Annotated in this window: 31 protein-coding genes; 23 read left to right on the plus strand and 8 right to left on the minus strand. The window is 69.8% G+C overall.

Annotated features, from left to right (window positions below):
- Positions 1 to 61 precede the first annotated feature (61 nt).
- The 14 genes from crcB (FCN22_RS09170) (at position 62) to FCN22_RS09235 (ending at position 12,662) form a co-directional block, all read left to right on the plus strand.
- Positions 62 to 544 carry a fluoride efflux transporter CrcB gene (gene crcB / locus FCN22_RS09170; protein WP_202911491.1) on the plus strand — a complete coding sequence of 161 codons (483 nt, stop codon included), beginning with the start codon at positions 62 to 64 and terminating at the stop codon, positions 542 to 544.
- Entirely contained in the window at positions 541 to 915 is a 375-nt protein-coding gene (locus tag FCN22_RS09175; RefSeq protein ID WP_137121249.1) for a DUF190 domain-containing protein, read from the plus strand. The genes crcB (FCN22_RS09170) and FCN22_RS09175 overlap by 4 nt, the downstream gene beginning before the upstream one ends.
- The gene (crcB, locus tag FCN22_RS09180) at positions 912 to 1,286 is read left to right on the plus strand and encodes a fluoride efflux transporter CrcB (RefSeq protein WP_137121250.1); all 375 of its coding nucleotides are present in this window, start codon (positions 912 to 914) and stop codon (positions 1,284 to 1,286) included. Before FCN22_RS09175 ends, crcB (FCN22_RS09180) begins: the two co-directional genes overlap by 4 nt.
- Entirely contained in the window at positions 1,283 to 2,599 is a 1,317-nt protein-coding gene (locus FCN22_RS09185; protein WP_137121251.1) for an MFS transporter, read from the plus strand. The genes crcB (FCN22_RS09180) and FCN22_RS09185 overlap by 4 nt, the downstream gene beginning before the upstream one ends.
- 127 nt (positions 2,600 to 2,726) lie before the next feature.
- Positions 2,727 to 3,680, plus strand: a complete 954-nt coding sequence (locus FCN22_RS09190; protein ID WP_137121252.1) for a respiratory chain complex I subunit 1 family protein — start codon at positions 2,727 to 2,729, stop codon at positions 3,678 to 3,680.
- A 1-nt stretch (position 3,681) separates the two neighbouring features.
- Positions 3,682 to 4,356: a hypothetical protein gene (locus tag FCN22_RS09195; protein WP_137121253.1), complete on the plus strand. Its 675-nt coding sequence runs from the start codon at positions 3,682 to 3,684 to the stop codon at positions 4,354 to 4,356.
- Positions 4,353 to 5,825, plus strand: coding sequence for a proton-conducting transporter transmembrane domain-containing protein (locus tag FCN22_RS09200; protein WP_137121254.1), 1,473 nt, complete (start codon positions 4,353 to 4,355; stop codon positions 5,823 to 5,825). The genes FCN22_RS09195 and FCN22_RS09200 overlap by 4 nt, the downstream gene beginning before the upstream one ends.
- A 79-nt stretch (positions 5,826 to 5,904) precedes the next feature.
- Positions 5,905 to 7,467 (plus strand): hydrogenase large subunit, encoded by a 1,563-nt coding sequence (locus tag FCN22_RS09205; RefSeq protein ID WP_137121255.1) that lies wholly within the window; start codon positions 5,905 to 5,907, stop codon positions 7,465 to 7,467.
- Positions 7,467 to 7,808 (plus strand): hypothetical protein, encoded by a 342-nt coding sequence (locus FCN22_RS09210; protein WP_137121256.1) that lies wholly within the window; start codon positions 7,467 to 7,469, stop codon positions 7,806 to 7,808. The genes FCN22_RS09205 and FCN22_RS09210 overlap by 1 nt, the downstream gene beginning before the upstream one ends.
- Positions 7,805 to 8,326 (plus strand): NADH-quinone oxidoreductase subunit B family protein, encoded by a 522-nt coding sequence (locus FCN22_RS09215; RefSeq protein ID WP_137121257.1) that lies wholly within the window; start codon positions 7,805 to 7,807, stop codon positions 8,324 to 8,326. The genes FCN22_RS09210 and FCN22_RS09215 overlap by 4 nt, the downstream gene beginning before the upstream one ends.
- On the plus strand, positions 8,323 to 10,335 hold the full coding sequence (locus tag FCN22_RS09220; protein WP_137121258.1) for a proton-conducting transporter transmembrane domain-containing protein: 2,013 nt from the start codon (positions 8,323 to 8,325) through the stop codon (positions 10,333 to 10,335). Before FCN22_RS09215 ends, FCN22_RS09220 begins: the two co-directional genes overlap by 4 nt.
- A gap of 96 nt (positions 10,336 to 10,431) precedes the next feature.
- Positions 10,432 to 10,776: a hypothetical protein gene (locus FCN22_RS09225; protein WP_137121259.1), complete on the plus strand. Its 345-nt coding sequence runs from the start codon at positions 10,432 to 10,434 to the stop codon at positions 10,774 to 10,776.
- 107 nt (positions 10,777 to 10,883) lie between these two features.
- Positions 10,884 to 12,143 (plus strand): IS256 family transposase, encoded by a 1,260-nt coding sequence (locus tag FCN22_RS09230; RefSeq protein WP_137121260.1) that lies wholly within the window; start codon positions 10,884 to 10,886, stop codon positions 12,141 to 12,143.
- Between the two features lie 111 nt (positions 12,144 to 12,254).
- A complete protein-coding gene (locus FCN22_RS09235; protein WP_137121261.1) occupies positions 12,255 to 12,662 on the plus strand; it encodes a hypothetical protein in 408 nt (135 codons plus the stop codon).
- A gap of 243 nt (positions 12,663 to 12,905) precedes the next feature.
- On the opposite strand, the gene FCN22_RS09240 is transcribed toward FCN22_RS09235, so the two are convergent.
- Entirely contained in the window at positions 12,906 to 13,106 is a 201-nt protein-coding gene (locus FCN22_RS09240) for a hypothetical protein (RefSeq protein ID WP_137121262.1), read from the minus strand.
- 35 nt (positions 13,107 to 13,141) lie between these two features.
- The gene (locus tag FCN22_RS09245) at positions 13,142 to 13,579 is read right to left on the minus strand and encodes an ArsI/CadI family heavy metal resistance metalloenzyme (RefSeq protein ID WP_137121263.1); all 438 of its coding nucleotides are present in this window, start codon (positions 13,577 to 13,579) and stop codon (positions 13,142 to 13,144) included.
- Positions 13,580 to 13,658: 79 nt separating this feature from the next.
- On the opposite strand from FCN22_RS09245, the gene FCN22_RS09250 reads away from it, so the two are divergent.
- The 4 genes from FCN22_RS09250 (at position 13,659) to FCN22_RS09265 (ending at position 16,479) form a co-directional block, all read left to right on the plus strand.
- Entirely contained in the window at positions 13,659 to 14,030 is a 372-nt protein-coding gene (locus FCN22_RS09250) for an ArsR/SmtB family transcription factor (RefSeq protein WP_137121264.1), read from the plus strand.
- Complete coding sequence (gene arsB, locus FCN22_RS09255) at positions 14,027 to 15,160, plus strand: ACR3 family arsenite efflux transporter (protein ID WP_137121265.1); 1,134 nt, start codon at positions 14,027 to 14,029, stop codon at positions 15,158 to 15,160. The genes FCN22_RS09250 and arsB overlap by 4 nt, the downstream gene beginning before the upstream one ends.
- The gene (locus FCN22_RS09260) at positions 15,157 to 15,597 is read left to right on the plus strand and encodes an arsenate reductase ArsC (protein WP_137121266.1); all 441 of its coding nucleotides are present in this window, start codon (positions 15,157 to 15,159) and stop codon (positions 15,595 to 15,597) included. Before arsB ends, FCN22_RS09260 begins: the two co-directional genes overlap by 4 nt.
- 330 nt (positions 15,598 to 15,927) lie before the next feature.
- Positions 15,928 to 16,479, plus strand: coding sequence for a DinB family protein (locus tag FCN22_RS09265; RefSeq protein WP_137121267.1), 552 nt, complete (start codon positions 15,928 to 15,930; stop codon positions 16,477 to 16,479).
- Between the two features lie 220 nt (positions 16,480 to 16,699).
- Here FCN22_RS09265 and FCN22_RS09270 read toward each other — a convergent pair whose 3' ends face one another.
- The 4 genes from FCN22_RS09270 to FCN22_RS09285 form a co-directional block, all read right to left on the minus strand.
- Positions 16,700 to 17,449 carry a cation efflux transmembrane domain-containing protein gene (locus FCN22_RS09270; RefSeq protein ID WP_137121268.1) on the minus strand — a complete coding sequence of 250 codons (750 nt, stop codon included), beginning with the start codon at positions 17,447 to 17,449 and terminating at the stop codon, positions 16,700 to 16,702.
- Positions 17,446 to 17,778: an ArsR/SmtB family transcription factor gene (locus tag FCN22_RS09275; RefSeq protein ID WP_137121269.1), complete on the minus strand. Its 333-nt coding sequence runs from the start codon at positions 17,776 to 17,778 to the stop codon at positions 17,446 to 17,448. Before FCN22_RS09275 ends, FCN22_RS09270 begins: the two co-directional genes overlap by 4 nt.
- Before the next feature lie 112 nt (positions 17,779 to 17,890).
- On the minus strand, positions 17,891 to 18,148 hold the full coding sequence (locus FCN22_RS09280; protein ID WP_202911493.1) for an SHOCT domain-containing protein: 258 nt from the start codon (positions 18,146 to 18,148) through the stop codon (positions 17,891 to 17,893).
- 299 nt (positions 18,149 to 18,447) lie between these two features.
- Positions 18,448 to 19,155, minus strand: a complete 708-nt coding sequence (locus FCN22_RS09285) for a class I SAM-dependent methyltransferase (protein ID WP_162308173.1) — start codon at positions 19,153 to 19,155, stop codon at positions 18,448 to 18,450.
- Between the two features lie 79 nt (positions 19,156 to 19,234).
- On the opposite strand from FCN22_RS09285, the gene FCN22_RS09290 reads away from it, so the two are divergent.
- The 4 genes from FCN22_RS09290 to FCN22_RS09305 are packed head-to-tail and all read left to right on the plus strand — an operon-like array spanning position 19,235 to position 21,678.
- The gene (locus tag FCN22_RS09290; RefSeq protein WP_162308174.1) at positions 19,235 to 19,744 is read left to right on the plus strand and encodes an iron transporter; all 510 of its coding nucleotides are present in this window, start codon (positions 19,235 to 19,237) and stop codon (positions 19,742 to 19,744) included.
- Positions 19,737 to 20,060, plus strand: a complete 324-nt coding sequence (locus tag FCN22_RS09295; protein WP_137121342.1) for an Rv3488 family transcriptional regulator — start codon at positions 19,737 to 19,739, stop codon at positions 20,058 to 20,060. The genes FCN22_RS09290 and FCN22_RS09295 overlap by 8 nt, the downstream gene beginning before the upstream one ends.
- Positions 20,057 to 21,328, plus strand: coding sequence for an APC family permease (locus FCN22_RS09300; RefSeq protein ID WP_137121273.1), 1,272 nt, complete (start codon positions 20,057 to 20,059; stop codon positions 21,326 to 21,328). The genes FCN22_RS09295 and FCN22_RS09300 overlap by 4 nt, the downstream gene beginning before the upstream one ends.
- Before the next feature lie 11 nt (positions 21,329 to 21,339).
- Positions 21,340 to 21,678 (plus strand): YnfA family protein, encoded by a 339-nt coding sequence (locus tag FCN22_RS09305; RefSeq protein ID WP_137121274.1) that lies wholly within the window; start codon positions 21,340 to 21,342, stop codon positions 21,676 to 21,678.
- A gap of 560 nt (positions 21,679 to 22,238) precedes the next feature.
- Here the strand turns inward: FCN22_RS09305 and FCN22_RS09310 are convergent.
- On the minus strand, positions 22,239 to 22,682 hold the full coding sequence (locus FCN22_RS09310) for a MerR family DNA-binding transcriptional regulator (protein WP_202911494.1): 444 nt from the start codon (positions 22,680 to 22,682) through the stop codon (positions 22,239 to 22,241).
- Positions 22,657 to 23,136, minus strand: a complete 480-nt coding sequence (locus FCN22_RS09315) for a heavy metal-responsive transcriptional regulator (RefSeq protein ID WP_137121275.1) — start codon at positions 23,134 to 23,136, stop codon at positions 22,657 to 22,659. The genes FCN22_RS09310 and FCN22_RS09315 overlap by 26 nt, the downstream gene beginning before the upstream one ends.
- An 82-nt stretch (positions 23,137 to 23,218) precedes the next feature.
- Here FCN22_RS09315 and merA point away from each other — a divergent pair, with 82 nt between their 5' ends.
- Positions 23,219 to 24,589, plus strand: coding sequence for a mercury(II) reductase (merA, locus tag FCN22_RS09320; RefSeq protein ID WP_137121276.1), 1,371 nt, complete (start codon positions 23,219 to 23,221; stop codon positions 24,587 to 24,589).
- Positions 24,590 to 24,652: the final 63 nt, after the last annotated feature.

Consider the following 24,652-nt stretch of genomic DNA (forward strand, 5'->3'; position numbering starts at 1 on the left):
CTGAAATGCCTCGCCCTGCCACGCGCTGGGCGAGTTCGCTCACCAGGTAGGGAGGACCTCGTTGCCCCAGCGACCCCACATCGCGGCGCGCGAACCGACCGACTCCGACGTCGACCTGCAGTCGGCGCCCCGGCCTCGGCATCGCCTCGATGACGCGCAGCTGCTCGCTGTGATCGCCCTGGGCGGAGCGCTCGGTGCGGCCGCCCGTTACCTGGCCGGGCTGGCTTGGCCCACCGCTTCCGGGGCGTTTCCCAACGCCACGTTCATGATCAATGTGGTCGGCTGCGGGCTGATCGGCGCCTTGATGGTCCTGGTCACCGACGTGTGGACCCGACACCGGCTGTTGCGGCCCTTTCTGGGCACCGGCGTGCTCGGCGGGTTCACCACGTTCTCGACCTACACGGTCGACATCCAACAGCTGACCAGAGCCGGCCACGCGGCCACCGCCCTGCTCTACCTCGCCCTCACCGTGGTCGCGGCGCTGCTCGCCGTGTGGACCACGGCCACCCTCACCCGACGCCTCATCATCAGGAGCCTGACATGACGCTCGCCGGCACCGCGCTTCGCCTGACCATCATGATCGGCGAGTCCGACCACTGGCACCACAAACCCCTGTTCACCGAGATCGTCCACCGGGCGCACAAGGCCGGTCTGGCCGGCGCCACCGTGCTGCATGGGATCGAAGGCTACGGGGCGGCCAGCCGCATCCACACCACCCGCATCCTCAGCCTGAGCGAAGACCTGCCGGTGGTCATCATCATCGTGGACACCCACGAACGCATCCACGAGTTCCTGCACGAGCTGGACGAACTGGTCACCTCCGGACTGATCATCATGGACGACTGCGAGGTCGTGCGCTACGTCGGCGACACCCCCTCTCCCCAGCCCCACGACGACGCGAGGCCACAGCAGTGACCCTGCTCCTGGTCATGGTCGGCGCCGCGATCGGAGCACCGCTGCGCTACGTCACCGACCGCAGCGTCCAGTCCAGACACGACACCGTCTTCCCGTGGGGCACCTTCACCGTCAACGTGATCGGTTCCCTGCTGCTGGGAGCCCTGACCGGCGCGGTGCTCGCGGGCGCCGTCCCGGCTACCGTGCAGTGGCTGGTCGGCACCGGCCTGTGCGGGGCGCTGACGACCTACTCGACCTTCTCCTACGAGACCATCCGCCTGATCGAGCAGGACGCCTACTTCTTCGCCGTCGCCAACGTCGCCGCCAGCATCATCGCCGGACTGGGCGCCGCATCCCTGGGCCTGGAGATCAGCCAGGCGATCTGGACATGAACCCTCCCGCCGATCCGCAACCGCCCGAGGCTCACGAGCCGGGACCGGTCCCGAGCCACCGCGACGAAACCGCCGGCCAGCCTGGCGCACCTGACCGCCAACACTGGCTGTCACCAGGGGTCGCCGGCGTCGGCGCCGCCTCCCTGTTCAGCGACTCGGGCCACGAGATGGTCACCAGCGTCCTGCCCACCTTCGTCACCTCCACCCTGCACGCAGGCCCCGCCGCCCTCGGCGCCATCGAAGGTGTCTCCGACGCGCTGATCGGACTGAGCAAACTGGCCGGCGGACCGCTGTCAAACGAGCCACGACGGCGCGCACGACTGGCCTCCAGCGGCTACCTGGGCACCGCCGTGGCCACCGCCGCCATCGGCCTGACCACCGCGATCTGGCAGGTCGCGATCCTGCGTGCCGCCGCCTGGGTCTCCCGGGGCATCCGCTCCCCCGCCCGCGACACCCTGCTGACCAGCCTGGTCCCGCCAGCCGCCTACGGCCGCGCCTTCGGCGTCGAGCGCGCCGGGGACAACGCGGGCGCCATCATCGGACCGCTGCTGGCCGCGCTGCTGGTCTCGCTGCTGGGAATTCGCCACGTCATCCTGCTCGCCATCGCGCCCGGCGTGCTCGCCGCTGCCAGCATCACCCTCGCCGCTCGTGAAGCACGCCGCACCGCCGGCACCGCACAGGGACGTCGCACGCTGACCTTCAACCTGCGCGAACTTCGGCAAGCGGGCATCGTGCGGGCCCTGACACCGGCGGCCCTGTTCGAGCTCGGCAACCTGGCCACCACACTGCTGATCCTGCGCGCCACCGACCTGCTGCACGCCAGCGGCACCGCCGGACGCAGCCTGACCGCCGCCACCACACTGGCGATCCTGCTGTATGCCGCACACAACGCCGCCGCGACCCTCGCCGCCATCGCCGGGGGCCACCTGGCCGACCGGGCCGGGCCACGCGTCGTGTTCGGCGCCGGAGCCGGCGTCTACGTCCTGGGCTACCTCGTCTTCGCGTGGCCGCAACACCACTGGGGCGTGCTGCTGGCAGGCTTCCTGCTCGCCGGGATCGGCATCGGCTTCGCCGAGACCGCGCAGTCCACGGTGGTAGCCCAACTGCTGCCGGACCGCCTGCGCGGCAACGGCTTCGGCGTCCTCGGCCTGGTCCAGTCCTTCGGGGACCTCGGCGCGACCCTGGTCGCCGGAGTCCTGTGGTCGTTCGTGTCACCGTCGGTCGCGTTCGGTTACGCCGCCGCCTGGATGGCCGCCTCGACCCTCGCGTCCGGGATGCTGCGGACGCGCGCTCCTCGTGACGTGAGCCATTGACGGACCGGGTCGGTGTCGGGCATTCTGAGGGCAGTACGCGATGAAGCTCGCGCCCGCAGCACCGTAGTTCGAGTGCCGCTGATGGCTTCTACCCCGTTGTTCTCGCGACAACCGGTAGGAGCTGGCCATGGGCGTCGGTGTCACCCTTCAGGTGCTGCAGGGCCTGGTCGTGATGGGCTTCGCGCCGCTGTATGCCGGCGTGATGACCCGTGCCGAGGCGATCGTCGCCTCCAAACGAGGACCCAGCATCCTGCAGCCCTACCGCGACCTGGCCAAGTGGTTGCGCAAGTCCACCGTCATCAGCGACCAGGCCTCGTTCATCTTCCGCGCCGCGCCCTACGTCGCGTTCGGCTGCTACCTGGCCGTGGTGGCCATCATCCCCATCATCACCAGCGAACCGCTGCCGCTCGCCTTCATGGGCGACCTGATCGGCGGCGCCTTCGTGCTCAGCCTGGCCAGCTTCGCGATGGCGCTCGCCGGTCTGGACACCGCCAGCCCCCTGGGAGGCATGGGCTCCAGCCGGGCAAGCTGGATCGGGAGCCTGGCCGAGCCGGCGCTGATCCTGGTCTTCTTCACCGTCGGATCCGTGTCGGCCTCCGACAACCCCTACCTGATGAACCACGCCGTCGCCAGCTCGCCGTACGTCATCGTCTTGCCCACCCACCTGCTCGGGTTGGTCGCCTTCTTCCTGCTCGTGCTGGTGGAAGGCGCCCGCATCCCGATCGACAACCCGACCGGGTCGATCGAGATCTCGATGATCGAGGAGACCAGGCTGCTGGAGTACTCCGGGCGCGAGTACGCCCTGGTCAAGTGGGCCAGCTGGATGAAGCTCTTCTTGTTGTCGGCGCTGCTGATGAACATCTTCGTCATCCCCTGGGGTCTGGGCGACGCGACCAGCATCGCCGGTGGGCTGCTGGCCATCCCGGTGCTGCTGGGCAAGCTCGCGATCTGCGGGCTGTTCATCGTGGTGATCGACAGCTCGTTCGCCAAGCTGCGGTTCTTCCGGATCGCCGAATTCCTCGGCGCCTCCTTCCTGCTCGCACTGGTCGGCGTCATCACCTCCTACGTGATCGGGGCCTGAGATGGAGTCCCTGACCGCGACCTCAGGCGCCGGAGTGCTGCTCGACCTGTGCGCGGTCATCATGCTGTTGTGCGCGTTCGCGTGCCTCGGCTCCAAGCTGTTCAACCGCTACGTCACCTACTACGGTCTGCAGTCGGTGGTGCTGTCCGTCGCCACCGGGGTGGTGGCCTTCCACTTCGACCGGGTCGAGTTGTGGCTGCTGTGCGTGCTCACCTTGGCCATCAAGGGAATCGGCATCCCGCTGGCGACCAGGAGGCTGTTGATCGAACGGTTGGAGCTGCGCCGGGACGCAGCAGTGTCGATTGGGTTGTCCACCACGCTGATCATTGCCGGCGGGCTGACCGCCTTCTCCTACCTGGTAACCCGCCCGCAGCTGCTGCCCCACGGCCTGGTGGCCGCCGCTGTCGTGCCGCTGTCTACGGCCATCATCTTGCTGGGCGCCTTGGAGATGGTGGTGCGCCGTCACACCGTCGCCCAGCTCATCGGCTGGTTGATCGTGGAGAACGGGGTCTTCCTGGCCGCGATCACCCTGGCCGCCACTTTCCCCTTCATCGTCGAGGCCGGCATCTTCCTGGACCTGGTCGCAGCCGTCCTGATCATGGTCGTGTTCGTGTCCGGGCTGACCCACCAGCTGGCGCACGCCAGCGCCGGTGAGCTCAAGGAGCTGAGCGGATGACAGCCCTGGTGCTGGTGCTGGTGTGCCTGCCGCTGAGCGGAACGGTGGCCGCCCTGACCGGAGCACGCGCCCGCGACTGCGGGTACGCCGCCGTCGCCGGCGCGGTCGGCGCGTTCGTCCTGGCCGTCGCCGACCTGGTCCGGGTCACCCGCTCCGGCTCGTTCACCACCGTCGGCGGCTTCGTCTACGTCGATGAGCTCAGCGCCTTCTTCCTGTTCACCGTCGCCCTGGTCGTGCTGCTTTCCTCGCTGGCCGCGGCCGCCTACCTGCAGGTCGAGGAACAGCGACGCGCGCTGACCCCCTTCCAGATCCGGCTCTTCTTCGTCTTCTTCGGCCTGTTCGCCACCTTGATGTTGGCGTCCTTGAGCACCGGGAACCTGGGCATGTTGTTCGTGCTCATCGAGGCCAGCACCCTGTCCAGCGCGGCGCTGGTGGGGCTGGAGGCCAAGTCGGCTTCCCTGGAGGCAGCATGGAAGTACGTCATCATCAGCTCGTTGGGCGTCACGGTCGCGCTGGTCGGCACGCTGTTCATCTTCTACTCCGCGACCGGGCTGAACCTGACCTCCAACCTCGGACTGACCTGGCCCTACCTGTACGCGCACGCCGCCCAGCTGTCCCACTCCAGCCTGCGGCTCGGGTTCCTGCTCGCTGTCGTCGGATACGGCACCAAGGTGGGCCTGGCGCCGATGCACACCTGGCTGCCCGATGCCCACTCCGAGGCCCCCAGCCCGGCCAGCGCGATGCTGTCCGCGGCCCTGCTCAACACCGGGATGTATGCCATCATCCGCTTCCTGGCGCTGGCGCGCGTGGGGCTGGGCCCGACATACCCACAGAACGTGATGCTCGTCTTCGGGTTCCTTTCGGTGGTCATCGGCGTGCTGTTCATGGTCCGCCGCGGCAACGTCAAGCGCCTGTTCGCCTACTCCTCGGTCGAACACATGGGAATCATCGCGATCGCGCTCGGCTTCGGCGGCACCCTAGGCCTCTACGGCGCGCTGCTGCACACCCTGACCCACGCCGTCGGCAAGACCGTGCTGTTCCTGACCAGCGGGGACGTGGTGCTGAGCCAGCACACCCGCGAGGCCGCCCAGGTGCGAGGGCTGCTGACCAGCCAACCGGTCACCGGGGCGGTCCTGCTGCTCGGCTCGCTGGCGATCCTCGGCTCGCCGCCCTTCGGCCTGTTCCTGTCCGAGCTGACCATCGTCCGCGCCGGATTCGCCACCGGCAGCTGGGCCCTGCCCGCCGCCCTGCTCGTACTCCTGGTCATCGCGTTCATCGCGTTCGCGCGGACCACCACCGGGATGGCCCTGGGCGAACCCACGCCGGCGACCGCCCCGTACCAGGGCGCCACCAAGGTGCTGGCCGCGCTGCCCCTGCTGGCGGGGATGACTGTCCTGCTGCTGCTCGGTCTGTGGATCCCCAGCGGCCTGGACACGGCCATCCTCACCTCGATCGGAGCGGTCACATGAGTCACCCCACAAGTTCTCCGCTCCCCTGCCACCCCACGAAGTTCTCCGCTTCGCTCCGATACTTCGCGGGGACCCCGACATGAGCACGCCGGTGGTCCCCGCGGTCAACGCCGACACCGCGCAACGCCTCGTTGACACCGTCGCCTCGGCGCGGCTGCTGTCGCGCGAAGCGGGCCTGATCCGGATCCGGGTCGATGTCAGCGACCTCGAGGAAGCCGTCCACCACCTCGCGACAGTCCCCGCCTCCAGGCTGGCCGACCTGTTCGGCGCGGCCGGAGCCGACGGCGGGACGGTGCTGCACCTGCTGTGGGCCCTGGACGGCGAAGGCTCCTACCTGATGCTCGAGTCCCCGGTGACCGGCCCGCGGTACCCGTCGCTGTCCGACATCGCCCCCGCGGCCTTCCTCGAGGAGTGCGAGATCTACGAACAGTTCGGGTTGCGGCCCACCGGAGACAAACCAATGAACCGCGTCGCGATCCCACCACAGACCGACCACGACGTACCACGGCTGGGGCGAGCACCCACCGCTCCCCCTCGGGAGACCCACGCGCCGCACACCGTCGCCGGGCACGCGTTCGAGTTCCCGGTCGGCCCGGTCCGCAGCACCGGCGCGGAATCCCTCTACTACGGGCTGGTCACCAGCGGCGAGGAGGTCGTCGACCTCTACCTTCTGACCTGGCACAAGCACCGCGGCCTGGAGTGGCGGATGACGGGAATGACCCCACAGCAGGCCCTGTTCCTGGTCGAACGCGTCGAGGGCCTGTCCGCCGTCGCCCAAGGATGGGCCTTCGCCGCCGCGGTCGAACACGCCCTGCACCTGACCCCGCCCGCCGCCGCGACCCGGACCCGCGCGATCGCCCTGGAGCTTGAGCGCCTCTACAACCACGCCGCCGCGATCGCCGCACTGTGCCAGTCCACCGGCCTATCCGTCGGCCAGGCCAACACCGAGGTCGCCCTCGAGCAACTGCTGCGGCTCAACGCCGCCGTCTTCGGCCACCGCTACCTGTTCGGCGTCATCGACATCGGCGGCGCCCGCCGCGCGGCCGACCTGCGCGCGCTGCGAACGGGCCTGCCGGAGGTCGTCGACGACCTCCGGCAGACCACCGAGGCACTGTCGCGCACCAACTCCTTCCTGGACCGGCTCGAGTCCACCGGCGTGCTGGACCCCCAACAAGCCCACCGTCTCGGCCTGGTGGGACCCATCGCCAAGGCGACCGGACTCGACCTGGACACCCGGGCCCAGCACCCGCAGCCACCCGACGACGGCCCGCCGCTCGACCCGGTCGTGCGCCACACCGGCGACGTCCTCGCCCGCTACGAAGTGTTCTGCGCCGAGATCGAACAGTCCACCCAACTCCTGCACCACCTGGCCGCGGCAGAGTGTGCGGCCACGACCGTCCCCGTGCCGAGCGGGCAGGCCGAACCGGGTGTCGGGTTGGGGTGGGCCGAGTCGCCGCGCGGGGAGTCGCTCGCCTTCGTACACCTGGACCAGGACGGGCTGATCTCGCGAGCCCGGATCCGGCCGGCGGCGGTGCGCAACTGGCGTGGCTTCGACGACGCGTGCCGGTCCCAGAACGTCTTCACCGATATCCCCATCATCGAGGCGAGCTTCTGGCTCACCGCTGCCGGAACGGCACGCTGATGGCCCTGTGGTTTCTGCGAGGTCTGCGCCGGGGAGTGGTCACCACCGGCTACCCCGCCACGCCCCTGGACCCGTGGGCCGCCGACCTGCCCAGCCCGCCCGAGTTTCGCACCGACCTGCTGACCGACGAGCTGGCCGAGCAGCTGACCCAGATCTGTCCCAGCCACGCGCTGCGCCACCGACTGGGGTTCCTGGGGTATGACGTCGGCGCCTGCACCGCGTGCGGCCGTTGCCTGGCCGCGGCCGGGCCGGCCGCCCGCCCCAGCGGCGAGGTCGAGCTCGCGACCCGCGAGCGGACCGACCTGGTCAAGACCATCCCGATCCGTGGAGGCCGAGCATGACTCCTTCCCCGCCCGAGGACGTGGGCCCGGTCGCCGACGAGTTGGCCGCACGGATCCGCCACCTGTTCGGCCGCAGCCTGCACATCCGCACCCTGGACACCGGGTCCTGTGCCGCCTGCGAGTCGGAGATCCGGCTCCTGTCCGCCCCGCACTACGACCTGCACCGCCTCGGTCTGTTCTTCACCCCGTCGCCCCGACACGCCGACCTGCTGCTGGTCACCGGCCCGGCCCTGCGGGTCATGGACGAGGCGGTCGCCAAGACCTGGACCGCCATGCCCGACCCCAAGGTGGTCGTCGCGGTCGGCGCCTGCGCGCTGGGCGGGGTCTACCCCCGAGACCCCTTCGCGCACGGGCAGGTCGACGACATACTGCCTGTCGACGTGTACGTACCGGGCTGCCCACCAAGCCCGCTCGCGCTGCTGCACGGTCTCCTGGTGGCCGTCGGCAAACTCTCCGACAAGGCCGGTGCCCTGACCTTCGTCAGCGACGACTCCCCCGAAGGGAGCGACCCGCGATGAACGTGCTACTCCCCCTGGGCCTGGCCGGAGCCCTGTGGATCACGGCCGCCGGATGCCCCCTCGCGGTGCGTGGCGCCGTCGGGCTGCGGTTGGGGTGCCTGGCCAGCGGCGTGGGCGGACTGGCCTGCCTGGTCGGCGGCGTGGCCCTCCTGGTTGCCGGACGGCCACGCGAAGCCGGCTGGGGTGGGTCCAGCACCGTCGGAGGTGTCACACTGCGGGCGATCCCACTGGCGGCGATCTTCATCGCGCTGCTCGGGCTGGTGGCGCTGGCCATCGGCCTCTACGGCCCGCGCTACCACCGGGCCGGGCCCGGCACCTCGAGCTACCTGGCCGTGTACAATCTCGCCCTGGTCGCCTCGCTGGGCGTGCTCGTGGCCGGCACCGTGACCACCTTCCTGGTCGCGTGGGAGTCCATGGCCCTGCTGTCCTACCTGGTGGTGCTGCGCCACCACCGCCGAGACGGGGTACCAGAGGGCGGGTTCTGGTTCCTGGCCCTGTCCGAAGCCGGATTCGCCCTCATCGTCGCCGCCTTCGTGCTGCTGGCCGTGCACACCGGCAGCATGGACCTGGCCACCATCGCCGCGCGCGCCCCGCACCTGTCCGAGGGGCTGCGCGGCACCGTCTTCGTCCTGGCCCTGGTCGGGTTCGGCTTCAAGGCCGGCGTCGTCCCACTGCACGTGTGGCTGCCCGAAGCCCACCCCGTCGCGCCGGCCGACGGCTCGGCATTCCTGTCCGGAATGATCGTCAAGCTCGGCATCTACGGCATCGTCCTGTTCGCCTTCGAGCTGCTCGGCACCGGACCGGCCTGGTGGGGACTGCTCACCGCCGGCCTCGGCGCCGCCTCGGCCGTCCTGGGCATCCTCTACGCCCTCACCGAACGCGAGCTCAAACGGTTCCTGGCCTACTCCACCATCGAGAACATCGGCGTGATCCTCATCGGCGTCGGCGTCGCGATGACCTTCCAGTCCTACGGCAAGTCGACCATCGGGACCTTCCTCCTGCTGGCCGCGCTCTACCACTGCGCCAACCACGGCACCTACAAGACGTTGCTGTTCCTGGAAGCCGGCGTGATCGAGCACGCCACCGGCACCCGCGAGATGGACCGGCTCGGGGGCCTGGCCCGGCGGATGCCGCGCACCGGGACCATCACCCTGATCGGCACTCTCGGGATCTCCGCGTTGCCGCCGCTGGGCGGCTTCGTCTCCGAATGGCTCATCTTCTCAGGCCTGTTCCAAGGCTTCCGCATCCCCAGCCATCTGGTCGGGGTCCTGATCGTGACCGCGGCCGCGTGCCTCGGCCTGACCGGCGGACTCGCGATCAACGCGTTCGTCCGCGCCTTCGGCATCCCGTTCCTGGGCATGCCCCGCACCGCGGCAGCCGCCGACGCGACCGAGACCGGCCAGCCGATCTGTGGACCGGCGCTGCTGGCGATCGCCGGGGTGTTCCTCGGCGTCGGTGCTCCCCTGGTGGTCACCGGCCTGGCTCGGGCCCTGGCTGCGACCACCGGCACCGACGTGCTGCCCCAGGTGCTGACCACGCGCCTGACCATCCTGCCCGCACACACGAACTTCTCCGCGTTCTCGCCCACCTACCTGGCCGTGTTCCTGATCGCCATCCTCACCGTGCCCGCCCTGGTCTACCTGACCGGCCGGCATGCACCCCCGACCAGACGAGCGCCTGTCTGGGACGGCGGCATCGTCAAGTTCAAACCGCGAATGCAGTACTCCGCCATGACGTTCGCCGCGCCGGTCCGGGTCACCTTCGACACTCTCTACCAACCATCCGTGACCATCAGCCGCGCCTCGGACGACCCCGCCGGGCGCACCGGACCCGTGCACTACGAGACCCACGTCACCCCCCTGTTCCACCGCTGGCTCTACCGGCCCATCGTCCGGCTCGTCGAGGCCATCGCCGACCTCATCCGCCCGATCCAGTCCGGCGACGTGAACCTCTACCTGCTCTACGTCTTCCTGACCGTCCTTGTCGCCTACCTCCTCGGCGCCCTGTGAGACTCCATGTCACCACCTCGCCCACGGACCCGCACCGATCGCCGAGCCACCGGCCCTGTGCCCGGATCCCAAGCCAGTGATCCGAACGGCCACGCGATGATCGACTCCTACCAGCAAGGGCTGTCCATCCGGCAGATCGCCGCTCAGACCCGGTTCCCGCGCGTCCGCGTCACCGACACGCTCCGACGCGCCGGCGTCAGCATCGCACCACGAGGACGAGGACGGCCTCGCCCAACCACCCGCACCACACCACCAGCAGACATCCAGGCAGTTCTCGAGCAGCTGTACCTCACCCGGCGGCTGACCCGTGCCCACATCGCCGCAGAACTGGGCGTGCCCGAACATCGAGTGCGAACCTGGCTGCGCGACTGCGGAATCCAGCCACGCACCCGCGGCCGGAGCAATCGCGAGGACCGCGACCGGCCGGAGTTGCGTCCATAGAGTTGGTGTACGACCGATCCGGTGAGCGTGTCGCATGACGTGAGCGCGGCCACCGGGTGGATCCTTCGAGAGAACTTCCACATCCCACTCGAAAGGAACACACCACGATGACCGCTTCGCCCAGTATCGACCCTGAAGAGTTTCTGCACGAGCAGCTGGCGCAGGCGAGTCCTGACCTCATGCGCGAGTTGTTGCAGATGTTCGTCAACGGCTTGTTGTCGGGCCAGGCCGACAGTGTCTGCGGCGCCGATTACGGCAGCCGCACCAGCGAGCGGACCAACCGGCGCAACGGGTACCGGCACCGCGACCTGGACACCCGGATCGGCACCCTTGATGTCGCGATCCCCAAGCTGCGTGAGGGCACCTTCTTCCCCGAGTGGCTGCTGCAACGGCGCAAGCGGGCCGAGGCGGCGCTGACCAGCGTGGTGGCCACCTGCTACCTGCTCGGCGTGTCCACCCGGCGGATGGACAAGCTGGTGCAGACGCTGGGGATCACCGGCCTGTCCAAGTCGCAGGTCTCGGTGATGGCCAAGGACCTGGACGAGCAGGTCGCGGCGTTCCGGACCCGGCCGCTGACCGAGGGGCCGTACCCGTTCGTGGCCGCCGACGCGCTGATGATGAAGGTCCGTGAGGACGGCCGGGTGGTCAAGGTCGCGGTCATGGTCGCCACCGGCGTCAACGCCGACGGACACCGCGAAGTCCTTGGCATCCAAGCCAGTTCGTCCGAGTCCGGCGCCGGCTGGCTGACGTTTTTCCGGGACCTGGTCGCCCGCGGCCTGACCGGAGTGGCGATGGTCACCTCCGACGCGCACGCCGGCCTCGTGGACGCGATCGGCGCCACCTTGCCGAACGCCTCCTGGCAGCGGTGCCGCACCCACTACTCCAAGAACCTGTCCGACACCACCCCCAAGACGTTCTGGCCGTGGGTCAAGGCGCTGCTGCACAGCGTCTACGACCAACCCAACGCCGAGGCCGTGCACGCCCAGTTCGACCGGGTCCTCGACGCGTTGGTCGAGAAGCTGCCCGCCGTGGCCGAGCACCTCGAGTCCGCCCGAGCCGACATCCTCGCGTTCGCCGCGCTCCCGCGCGAGATCTGGCGCCAGATCTGGTCCAACAACCCCAACGAACGCCTCAACCGCGAGATCAGGCGCAGGACTGACGTGGTCGGCATCTTCCCCAACCGTGACGCGGTCATTCGGCTCGTCGGCGCGGTGCTGGCCGAGCAACACGACGAATGGGCCGAACAACGCCGCTACCTCGGCCTGGAAGCCCTCACCAAGGCCCACGCCGTCCTCACCCGCACCACCCCAGACCAGGCCGAGGAGGTGACCACCCAGCCCGCCATCGCCGGCGAACTCACCGCCTAACCACAACCGAAGGATTCACCCCTTCGTACACCACGCCGAAGGACTTGACCCCGGCCGGCCAAACCAGACCTACAGGACCTCTACACCCGACAGCTGCTCCCGGCCCGCGATGTGAGCTCACATCTGTCCAGCAGCCCCGCCCGCGTCCTGTCCGGACTGCACGAGGACGGCATACCCGTGCGCGCCGGCGGCAACGCGACACCAGACTCGGCGATCTGCCTGCTCGACGCCCTCTACGCCGACCCCAGCGTGCAGGACGCCCTGGCACGACACCACGTGCCCATTGTCCGTGGGCCCGGCCCACTGGCCCAGCGCTTCCCGACGCCCCACCAGCTCACCAAGGCGCTCCTGGTCGACTTCTATACCGAATGCGGCCTGTCCACGGTCCACATCGAGCTACTCACCGGACAACCCTCCAGCACCGTCCGTCGCGCGATGATCGACGACGGCATCCCGCTGCGCGCCCCCGGAGGCCGGTCACCCTTCGTTCACCGCCTTCGAGACCCGTCCGAGCCGTGAGCGCGGAGCGATAGCCCGGCGGGACGATGGCGTGTCGATCCGGCGCCCTTGCCCGAAGCGAACCCGCCGACTACGGCGCCGATGCAGAGTGACGCGGTCGCGAGGCCCTGTGTGCGGCGAATGCGGGTGGACCAACTGCCCCGTTCCCTTCGCTCATGGACGTTCGACCGCTCAGTGTCCCGGAACTGCGCTGGCGGAGAGGGCCGCGGCCCCAGACCTGCCTGTTTGGCGGGTCAGCCGTGCTCAGCATGTGGGGCAGGGCGTGCAGGTCGAGCTGCTGCGCTGGGTGGCGACTCGCCAGGAGAATGGGTGCGCCAGCCGCGTGAGCCGGCCGACGTGCTCTGGGCGCCGCGTCCGCTGTGGCCGGCGTGGTCGCGCCGTTCTCCTGCGCTCGACCATGCGCGGGTCGATGTAGGCCTGGGCCAGGTAGGGATTGGTGTACATGACGTGCTCCTTGGTCGTGACCGTCGTGGCGCGCCTCAGCCGGCGCAGCAGGCGGACTCGCTCTCGGGCTTGCTCTCCGTTGCTGGGGACGGCTGGCTGCCGAAGGTGGCGCTGTCGGCCAGCACGGTGTAGTGCTCCCAGCGTTCCCCGTCCGGTCCGGTGACCCAGAACTTGTCCTGGGTGGCGTAGCAACAGGTGGTGCCGCGCTCCTGGTCGGCGAAGAACCCCTCCTGCATCAGCCGTGCCTGCTGGGCGTCGACCTGCTGCGTGGAGTCCACCTCCACGCCGAGGTGGTTCAGGGTGCCGCCCCCCTCGGGGTTTTCCATGAGCACCAGTTTCAGCGGCGGCTCGGCGACCGCGAAGTTCGCGTAGCCGGGGCGCCGCTTGGCCGGCTCCACCCCGAACAGCTTGCTGTAGAAGGCGATCGCGGCGTCGAGGTCGGTGACGTTGAGCGCGAGCTGGATGCGGGACAATGACCACTCCTTGTATCGATGGATATCTATATGACAGGTCGATGTTGCACCTTGGATCAACGTTTGTCAATATAGATGTATGCCGAAGTTGCTTCCCGTCGCCGAACCGCTGAGCCTGTGTTGCACGCCACTGACCAGCCAGCCGCTGACCGCCCCCGAGGCGGAGACGGTCGCGCCGCTGCTGAAGGCGCTGGCCGACCCGGTCCGATTGCGGCTGATGTCGATGATCGCCTCGCACGCCGAGGGCGAGGCGTGCGTGTGCGACCTGACCCCGGCGTTCGAGCTGTCCCAGCCGACGATCTCCCACCACCTGAAGGTGCTGCACGAGGCCGGTCTGGTCGACCGGGAACGGCGCGGCACCTGGGTCTACTACCGGACCCGGCCGCAGGCGCTGGCGGCGCTGGCCACCCTGCTGACCGCCGCCGGAGCCACCCCGGTTGGCGCGTCGTGAGCGACACCGTCACCGACGCGCCGGCCCGCGACCTCGACGCGCCGGTCGTCGCCCGGCTCTCCCGGCTGGACCGGTTCCTGCCGGTGTGGATCCTGGCCGCGATGGCCCTCGGACTGCTGCTGGGCCGGTTCGTGCCCGGTATCGCCGGGGTGCTGGACTCCGCGCACGTCACCACGGGCGTCTCCGCGCCGATCTTCGTCGGACTGCTGGTGATGATGTACCCCGTCCTGGCCAAAGTCCGCTACGGCCAGCTCGATCGAGTCACCCGCGACACCCGCCTGCTGGTCGCGTCCCTGCTGCTGAACTGGCTGGTGGGCCCGGCGCTGATGTTCACCCTGGCCTGGCTGCTGCTACCGGGCCACCCGGCATACCGCACCGGGCTGATCATCGTCGGCCTGGCGCGGTGCATTGCGATGGTGCTGATCTGGAACGACCTGTCCCGCGGCGACCGCGAGGCCGCCGCGGTGCTGGTCGCGCTGAACTCGCTGTTCCAGGTCGTCGCGTTCGCCGCGCTGGGCTGGTTCTACCTGCAGGTCCTGCCGGGCTGGCTCGGCCTGGACACCGCCGGCCTGCACGTCTCGATGACCACCATCGCGGCCAGCGTGGCGATCTTCCTCGGCATCCCCCTGGTCGCCGGGTTCCTCACCCGCGTCCTGGGCGAACGCGCCCGCGGACGGGACTGGTACGAACAGAGGTTCCTGCCCAGAATCGGGCCGTGGGCCCTGGTCGGGCTGCTGTTCACCATCGTGGTCCTGTTCGCCCTGCAAGGCGACACCATCACCCGGCAACCCGGCGACGTCGCCCGGATCGCGCTGCCCCTGCTGGCCTACTTCGCCCTCATGTGGACCGGCGGGTTCGCCCTCGGGCGCGGCCTCGGCCTGCCCTACCCACGCACTGCCACGCTGGCGTTCACCGCCGCCGGCAACAACTTCGAACTCGCCATCGCCGTGGCCATCGGCGTCTTCGGCGTCACCTCCGGCCAGGCCCTCGCCGGCGTCGTCGGCCCCCTCATCGAGGTCCCCGTCCTGGTCGCCCTGGTCTACGTCGCGCTCTGGGCCCGCCGACGGTTCTACCCCGCGCCCACCGACCCAGGCAACCACGCCGACACCGCGCTGAAGAGCACGGCATGACCAACCGCGAGGCAGCCGTCCCCGAGGTGCTCTTCGTCTGCGTGCACAACGCCGGCCGCTCCCAGATGGCCGCCGCCCTGCTGACCCAGCACGCCTGCGGTGCGGTCACGGTCCGCTCGGCCGGCTCCGCCCCCACCGACCAGATCAACCCAGCCGTGGTAACGGCCATGGCCGAGGTCGGCATCGACCTGTCCGACCAGGTCCCCACCAAGCTGAACACCGAGGACGTTGTGGCCTGCGACGTGGTGATCACCATGGGCTGCGGCGACGCCTGCCCCATCTACCCGGGTAAGCGCTACCTCGACTGGGACCTGCCCGATCCCGCCGGGCTGCCTCTGGAACGGGTCCGTCCCATCCGCGACCAGATCGACGCCAAGGTCACCGCGCTGTTGGCCGAGCTGAACCAGCCCGACCCGTCATCGAGCGGTCATCGGTGAGCGCGGGGAGGGCTTGATGGGGGTGACTATGCCCGTGACGATGGTTTCGTTCCGGGACTGCCCGCACGCCCCGGTCATGTGTTGAAACGGCTGGGCCAGGTACTCGGCGACCGCCGCGACGTGCGCCGCCTGGCAGGTCGTTCCCGACGCCGCCGGCGCTGCGGCATCCGGGATGGCGGGCTCACCGCGCACTGCGGAGGGGAGTTCCGCCTCAGGTCCACGGACCGAACAGCGCCACCGCTTTTTCCCGCAGCGGGCGGCCATCAGCCGACAAGCAGGCCCGCGGCGGTACCGTGGAACCTCGCGGAAACATCGATCCGGAGGCCCCCGGTGACGCCAGACGAGATCGCTGCCGAACTCGACCGGGTCCGAGGCGACTTCCAGACCCTGCTGGACACCGCCACCGTGGCCGAACTGCGCCAGCCCACCGAGGGCACCAAGTGGAACAACGGGCAGCTGCTGTTCCACATGCTCTTCGGCTACCTGCTGGTGCGGAACCTGCGCCATGTGGTCCGCGGGTTCTCCCGGCTGCCGGACACAGCCTCCAGAGGGTACGCCGCGGGCCTGAACGCGGGCACGCGTCCCTTTCACGTCATCAACTACGCCGGCTCGCTCGGTGGCCCGCGGGCACTGGGCTACCCCGGCATGATCCGGCTGATGGACCACGTCGCCGGCGCCCTGCAGGCCGCGGTTCGGGGCGAGTCAGACGCCGCCCTGAACCAGGGCATGTACTTCCCGGTCGGCTGGGACCCCTACTTCAAGCACTACATGACGTTGCGCGAGGTCTACCACTACCCCACCCAGCACTATGAGCACCACCGCCGGCAGCTCACCCTCCCCAGCACCCGCGAGCAGACAGGTGGCGAACCCACACAACCGTGACGCTCGCCACCCTCCTCAGTTCCGGATCCCCGGTGCGTGTGCCTGTTCGCGTAGGACTGCTGTTTCCCCTTCTTCCGGGCAGAACGTCAGCACGGCGAGGTGCGCGGCTCCCGCGGCGTCACGCACACAGAGTGCAGCGGCGCCCGAAGGTGATCCGGCCCAGGTATGGGTCGACGTTCCCGGCGGTGTCGCCGCGCTGGTGCCTCGTCGCCAAGGTAGCTCACTCGCGGCCCGCCTCATCCCGCTGCGGGGCGTTGTCCGACGTGGCGCAACAGTCGTCGTCACCACCACATGCCGCCCCCTCGGTGGTGCCGCCGGCCAGCAACAGGCCGACTCCATCGGCGCAGCAGTCCTGCCCCTTCAGGGCCTGGCGCCCCTCATTGACGGCCAGACCGGCGATCACCAGGGCCGCGAGGGGGTCTGCCCAGGACCAACCCAACGCCATGTTGAGGAGCAGCCCAACCAGCAGCACCGCGGCCAGGTAGGTGCACAGCAGGGTCTGCTTGGAGTCGGCCACCGCCGAGCGCGACCCGAGCTCACCCCCGGTGCGGCGCTGCACGAACGACAGGACAGGCATCACCGCCAGACTCAGCGCGGCGATCACCACCCCGACCGTGGAGTGCTCCGCGGCCCCGCCACCGGCCATGGACCGGATCGACTCGACGGTCACGTAGGCGGCCAGGGCGAAGAAGGAGCCCGCGATCACCTTCAAGGCGACCCGCTCGCGAGCCTGCGGATCGTCCCCGGCGAACTGCCATGCCACGGCCAGAGCCGAGGAGACCTCGATCACCGAGTCCAGCCCGAACCCGATCAACGCCGTCGAGGACGCCGCGCTGCCGGCGGCGATGGCCACTACCGCCTCAACGACATTCCAGCTGATCGTCGCCCCGACGAGCAGCCGGATCCGCCGGGTCAGCACCGCCCGCCGCTCCACGGAGGCCGACAACCCTGACAGCGGCAGCTGACTCACGCCAGCGCCCGATCGCACACGTCCACGGGAGTGCACGTCGGATCCACCAGCAGCACCACGCTCAACAGGTCACCGAGAGCGTGGCCGAGGCCGGGGTCGGCCAACTCGTACCGCATCCGCCGCCCCTCCGGAACCGCGATGACCAGCCCGCAGCCCCGCAGACACGTCAGGTGGTTGGACACTCCCTGCCGTGACACGCCCAGCAGATCCGCCAAATCGCTGGGGTAGGCAGGTGATTCACGCAGTGCCAGCAGCAACCGCGCCCGGGTCGCGTCCGACAGGGCGTGGCCGAACCGGGCCAGCACCGAAGCGTCCGTCGCGATATCCACGACCCGACAGTACATACGATGTTGTATACACGCAAAGCTGTATCAGTTTGCCCGCCCGGGGTTTGCTTGCCGCAGTGGCGTCGGCGCGCTGCTCAAGCAGAATCCGGCACAGTCACTCCCATGGATTCAAGACCGTCAGCCGCCGTGCGTACTCGCCGCCGTCGATCTCACCGGCTGCGTAGCGTCGCTTCAGGATCTGCACCGCGTCCGAGTCGACGCTGCCCCGACCGATTCCGGCGGTAGCAGTGCGGTGGACCAGCCACACGATCCCAGCGGCCAGGGCAGCGAGCACGGCGACTCCCGCCAAGGCCCACAACAGCATCCAGAACCCCATGGCGCCCATCAATCCGCCGCCCATCATGCCGCCCACGATGTGTTCACCTCCGTCTACCGCGTTCTGTCTTCAGACTACCGCCGCCGGCACGCTGCTGGGCGACGTCCGCGACGGTGACACCCTCCCGACGTTCCGGGTTCACGGTGATCAGCGAAGGTGCCCGCGAGGCGCGTCGCCACGAGCGTCGCGACACGTGGCCGATCGCCGCCCCCAGATGCCCAGGTGTGCGAACGGGTTTGTGCCTACCGCGCACCACGTGCCGGGGGCTTGGTGGCCCAGGCCGCGAAGATGCCGATAGTTGCGGTGACCCCGACCGAGGTCTTGGAGGCGATGCATCATTGCATGCCCAGGGAGGAGTACCCGTACTCGACGAGTCGGGACTGAGCGAAGTATCCGGCGACCTGGTCGGCGGTGAAACCAAGCCATAGGTCGGCTTGTTCGACGCGCATCCATTCGTAGTCGTGCGCGACCTCATCGGTGATCGCGATTCGCCCACCCGGGCGGACCACCCGGACCATCTCGGCAATCATGGCCGCGGGGTCCGGGGCGTGGTGCAAAACCATGTTCGCGACCGCGACGTCGAGGCTGTCGTCCTCCAGCGGCAAAGAGTCGACCTCCCCGGCGACGAGGGTGACGTTGTCGACGCCGAGTCGGTCCAAATTCTGCCGGGCAACGGCCATCATCGCCGGCGAGTTGTCCACCCCGATCACCGAAGCTGCTTTTCCAGCGAGCCCGGCCGCGACGAAGCCGGTTCCCGTCCCGACGTCCACAGCCCAGGAGCGCCGGGTCACGCCGGCACGGTCGGCGAGCGCGTCGATGATGTCGGCGTTGTAGAAGCTGGAACGCATCTCGTCCCACTCGGTCGACACCTGCTCGAAGAACACCTTGACCTCGCGACTGTCCACACACCAAGCCTTGCACAGGATCGTTGGTCTGGGTTCATGCACCGCCGCGATCTCGACGACCGACTGAACTCGCCAAGGGCTCCCGGTGGGGCATTCCAACTGGTCCAGCGGCAGCCAAACACTCACGAGAGTCGACAAGCCCGGTGGACGGGCTGACCGACGCGCAGTAGTATCGGTCCTCGATATCTGATTGCGTTACTACTGGATGGTGGTGGGCGTGGTGAAGGTGCTGGGTGACCCCGCGGTGCGAGAGGTGGGTCGGCTGCGGGTGGATGTGGCGGCTGGGCCGATCGCCCGGATGTTCGCCGCCGAGGAGTGGCAACGGCCGGAGAACGCTGGCGGCGGGGCGGTGTTCGCCGGGCGGGTCACCAAGGTGGTCGAAAACGTTGAGGTGGAGCCGGATCCGGCGGACCGCCCGCTCGGGCTGTTCAACCTGGACGCGCACATTCACGACACCGGCAGCGGATATCCCGTGCCCTACCTGCGGGTGCGTGCCGACGTGACGCGGGACGGCGCCCCGGTGTTGACCGGCCTTCCGCTGCTGCCGGTCGCCCGCCCCAGCAAGGGGGCCGCCGGGCTGCACTACGGCAACAACGTCGCTCTCGACCCTCACGGGGTCTACCAGGTGATGGTCCAGCTGGCGCCGTCGGCCCTGACCGGCACCGAGCGGCCGGCCCTGCTGGAATTCGCTCTTGACTTCGACCGGGGCGACGGGGCTCGTGCGTGAGTTCATCCGCGGCGCGGTGCGCTTGCACATCCTGCACCATGCCGCCGAGGGGGAGATCCACGGCGCGTGGATGGCCGACGAGCTGGCCCACCACGGATACCAGATCAGTCCGGGCACCCTGTACCCGACGCTGCATCGCCTCCAGGAACGCAGGTTGCTGACGTCGCGGCAGGTGGTCGTGGCCGGTCGGGCCCGGCGGGTGTACACCATCACCGACACGGGCCGCGCGGTGCTGGCCCAGGAACGGCGCGCGCTGGCAGAGCTGGCCCGGGAGGTCCTCGGGCCAGACGTCGGCCAGTGGCCGGAGACTCGATGAGCACGGCGCCGCCCCCGCCCCTGGCGCGGCGGCTGGGCACCGGCGACGCGGTCTTCATCGGCTTGGGTTCGATGATCGGGGCCGGGGTGTTCGCCGCATTCGGGCCGGCCGCGGCCGCGGCCGGCACCGGCCTGTTGATCGGGTTGGGCATCGCGGCGGCGATCGCCTACTGCAACGCCGTCGCCTCCGCCCAGTTGGCGGCGGTCTACCCGACCTCGGGCGGCACCTACACCTACGGTCGCGAGCGGCTCGGGCCATGGTGGGGCTTCACCGCGGGCTGGGGCTTCGTCGTCGGCAAGACCGCGTCCTCGGCGGCCATGGCCCTGACCTTCGCCTCCTACGCCGTACCCGATCCGTGGTGGGCCAGGCGTCTGGTCGCCGCGGCCGGCGTGGTCGGGCTGACCGCGCTGAACTACCGGGGCATCACCAAGACCCTGGCACTGACCCGCGTGCTGGTCGGCGCCACGTTGATCGCGCTGGCGGTGGTGGTGGTCGGCATCGCGGTCGGCGGGCAGGCCGACCCTGCTCACCTGGGTGGCATCAGCGCACTCGGCGTCGGAGGGGTGTACGGAGTGCTGCAGTCCGCGGGGCTGCTGTTCTTCGCCTTCGCCGGGTACGCGCGCATCGCGACCCTCGGTGAGGAGGTCCGGGACCCGGCGCGCACCATCCCCCGGGCCATCCCGATCGCGCTGTTCCTGGTGATCGGCATCTACCTGCTGGTCGGGGTCGCCGCGCTGCTGGCCGCCGGCCCCGAGCGGCTCGCCGCCGCGACCGCGCCGCTGGCCACAGCCGTGGACGCCGCCGGTGCGGCCACGGTCACGCCGGTGGTGCGCATCGGAGGCGCCCTGGCCGCGTTGGGCGCGCTGCTGGCCCTGATCGCCGGGATCGGACGCACCAGCTTGGCCATGGCACGCCACCGGGACCTGCCCCGCTGGCTGTCGGCGGTGCATCCCCGTCACCGGGTACCCCACCACGCCGAGGTCGCTCTCGCGGTGGTCGTGTGCGCGCTGGTCTTCACCACCGACCTGCGCGGCGTGATCGGATTCTCCTCCTTCGGGGTGCTGATCTACTACGGCATCGCGAACGTCTCCGCGTTCACCCAACCGGCCACCGACCGGCGCTGGCCACGGGCGTTGAACCTGCTCGGCGTGGCCGGCTGCGCCCTCCTGGTGGCAACCCTGCCGCCCGCCTCCGTGGTCGCCGGGGCGGTGATGTTCACCATCGGCCTGGGCGGTCGCGCGCTCATTTCGCGGCGCGGCGGCCACTAGTGTTGCCGGCTGTGACCGTATTGCGTTCGATCGGCTTGTTCGTGGTCGCTGCCTTCTTCGAGATCGGCGGCGCCTGGCTGGTCTGGCAGGGCGTGCGCGAGCATCGCGGATGGATGTGGATCGTGGGCGGCGTCGCGGCCCTGGGCGCCTACGGCTTCGTGGCCACCTGGCAGCCCGACGCTCACTTCGGGCGCATCCTGGCTGCCTACGGAGGGATCTTCGTGGCCGGTTCCCTGGTGTGGGGCATGGTCGCCGATGGTTACCGCCCGGACCGCTACGACATCCTGGGAGCCCTGATCTGTCTGGCCGGGGTCGCGGTGATCATGTACATCCCGCGCGTCCGCAGTTGAGCTGCGCTGCACCGTTTCGAGGCTGGCTCGGCCGTCGGCCTGGTCGAAGCATGACAGCACGATGCAACCGAGCTGGTCCTCGCGGCGCAGCAGCGTGTTGGCCACCGCGAGGACCTCGCAGCCGGGGTACCCGCGGGCGGCGGCCAGCAACATGGAGGCGCCGACGAACACCATGCCCGCATCCCAGACGACCCCCAGCCCGGGCACGACGAACTGGGGCAGCAGGAAGGCCAAGAAGAGGGCCACGTTCACGGCATACCCGCGGACACCGAGCAGGTCGAGGCGTTGCGGGTGCCGGCGGGACCGCACCCACAGCGCCAGAGTCGTGGCGGCGGGCAGGACCACCAGCCCCAGGCCCCAGACGGCCCCGCTGAGGCCGGAACCGGCGGCTTGCCCGATCAGCACGCCCAGGACGAGCGCGAGTCCGAGCAGGATCCGAGCCGTGGTCCCTCGGATCCCGATGGCGCGGTCGGCGCCATCGGTGCCGGGGGTGCAGCAGGGTTGGTTGGTCATCGATCTCACCTCGCTGGCGAGGCTAGAGTCTGCCCCTGGGGGGAGAGTCAAGCCCGCCTGCGAAAGCGCGGGTCATTGTCGCGGAAGTCGAACGTGGATCGGCCCGCGAGCACCTCGGCGTGTTCCTGCTCGAAGTCGGCGACGCGCCCCAGCAATGTCTGCAACTCGAGGATGCGTGCCTGGGTCCGGGACCTGACAGCCCCCAACGCCGTGGCGAGCAGCGGGCCGGCCCGCAGGGACGGGTCGCGCAGGTACTCGTGGGTGATGTCGGTGACCTCGGCCAGGGTCAGGCCCAGGCTGCGCATACCGGTGACGGCCTGCACACACCACAAGGCCTCCTCACCGAACAGGCGGTAGTTGCCGGGGCTTCGGCCAAGGCTGTAGATCAACCCGGCGTCCTCGTACTCACGCAACGCCTTGACCGAGATACGGGTGCGCCGTGACAGCACCCCGATCGTCATCGGCTCACCCGGCCGCGCCGCTGCGGACATCGGCGAGCACCTCCCTTCGGGTTGGCAACCTCCCCCGCGGTGACGGGAGAAGGTCTCCGCCGGGTGGGATCAGCTGGCAGACCGCCGTGGCCTCGCAGGAGGCCGGGTCCATCTGGGAGGCCCGCTCCAGCAACCCGCGCACCTCTTCGCGCAGGGCACTGAGTCCGGAGATGCGGCCGTCCAGGTCCACCACGTGCGCGCGCAGCAGGTTCCTGACGTGCTCGCACGGCGGTCCGGTGTCCTCGCGGACGACGATCACCTGCCGGACCTCGGCCAGCGACAGGCCTGCCGCCTGGGCCGCCCGAACGAACCGTAGCCGGTCCACGGCCGTGTGGTCGTAGCGGCGGTAGCCCGAAGGTTCTCGCTCCGGCGGGGGCAGTAGCCCGGCGTGTTCGTAGAACCTGATGGTCTTCGCGGTCAGGCCGGTCCTGCTGGCCAGCTCACCGATGCGCACCACCGGAGCCTACGCCTTGACCTTCCAGCCCACTGGAAGGCCTAGGGTGCGTCGCAGAAGGCACCGGAATGGGAGGCACGGGATGGACAACGTCGACCTGGTGGTCATCGGGACCGGCGCGGCGGCCATGGCGGCCGGGATCGAGGCCCGCTCCCGCGGACGGTCCGTCGTGCTTGTCGAACACGGACCGCTGGGGGGCACCTGTTTGAACGTCGGGTGCGTGCCCAGCAAGAACCTGCTCGCCGCGGCCGGGCAGCGACACCGGGCCCTGAGCAACCCGTTCGAGATGGTGCCAACCACTGCGGGAGCGGTGGACCTGCCTGGCCTGCTCGCGCAAAAACAGGACCTGATCGAGCGGCTTCGGCAGACCAAGTACGCCGACGTCGCCCAGGCCCACGGCTTTCCGATCCGTTACGGCCATGCCCGCTTCGCCGACGAGCACACCCTGCTGGTCGATGGCGAGCCGCTGGTGGCGCCCGCCTACGTGGTGGCCACCGGTGTCGCTCCGCACATCCCGGACCTGCCCGGCATCCAGCAGGTGGACTACCTGACCTCGACGAGTGCCATGGAACAGCAGCAGCTGCCGGCCTCGCTGGTGGTGCTCGGCGGCGGGTACGTCGGCCTGGAACAAGCCCAGCTGTTTGCCCACCTCGGGGTCGCGGTCAGCGTCGTGGGACCGTTCGCCGCGCACACCGAGCCCGAGGTCGCCCAGGTGTTGCGCTCGGCCTTCGCCGACGACGGCATCGCCGTGGTCGAGGAGCACGGGGTGGCCATCACCGGTACCGCCACCGGTCAGGTGGGGGTCCGGACCGCCAGCGGCGATCAGGTCGTCGGCCAGCGGCTGCTGGTGGCGACCGGACGGTACGCCGACACTGCCGACCTGGGCCTGGCGGCGGCCGGCGTCAGCACCGGCGAGCGTGGGTTCGTGGTCGTGGACAGCCAGCAGCGCACCACCAACCCGCGAGTATTTGCGGCCGGAGACGTCACCGGCGCCCCTCAGCACGTCTATGTCGCCGCCCGGACGGGTCACGCCGCCGCCAGCGGCGCCCTCGGCGAGCCGACCACCGTCGACTACGGTGGCCTGCCCACGGTCACCTTCACCACGCCGCAGGTCGCCGGAGCCGGCCTGACCGAGCAACAGGCACTCCGGCGCGGGTATCGCTGCGCCTGCCGCGTCCTGGATGCTCGGGACATCCCCCGGGCACTGGCCAACCGGGACACCCGCGGTGCGCTGAAGCTGGTCATCGACGCCGACACCCGCCGGGTGCTCGGGGTGCACGCCGCGCTCGATGCCGCGGGCGAGGTCATCCTGGCCGCCACCTATGCGATCAGGTTCGGGCTCACCGTCGACGACCTCGCCGACACCTGGACGCCCTACCTGACGATGAGTGAGGCGTTGCGCCTGGCCGCGGGGCTGTTCCGCTCGGACCTACCGACCAGCTGCTGCGCGTAGACGCGCTCCCCCAGGATCCGTGGGACTACGGCCGGCGTGGGCCCACGAAAGCTACTGGCCGCG

Origin of the sequence: Segeticoccus rhizosphaerae, from assembly GCF_005222685.1 — a bacterium.
In the GTDB taxonomy this organism is placed as follows: Bacteria; Actinomycetota; Actinomycetes; order Actinomycetales; family Dermatophilaceae; genus Segeticoccus; species Segeticoccus rhizosphaerae.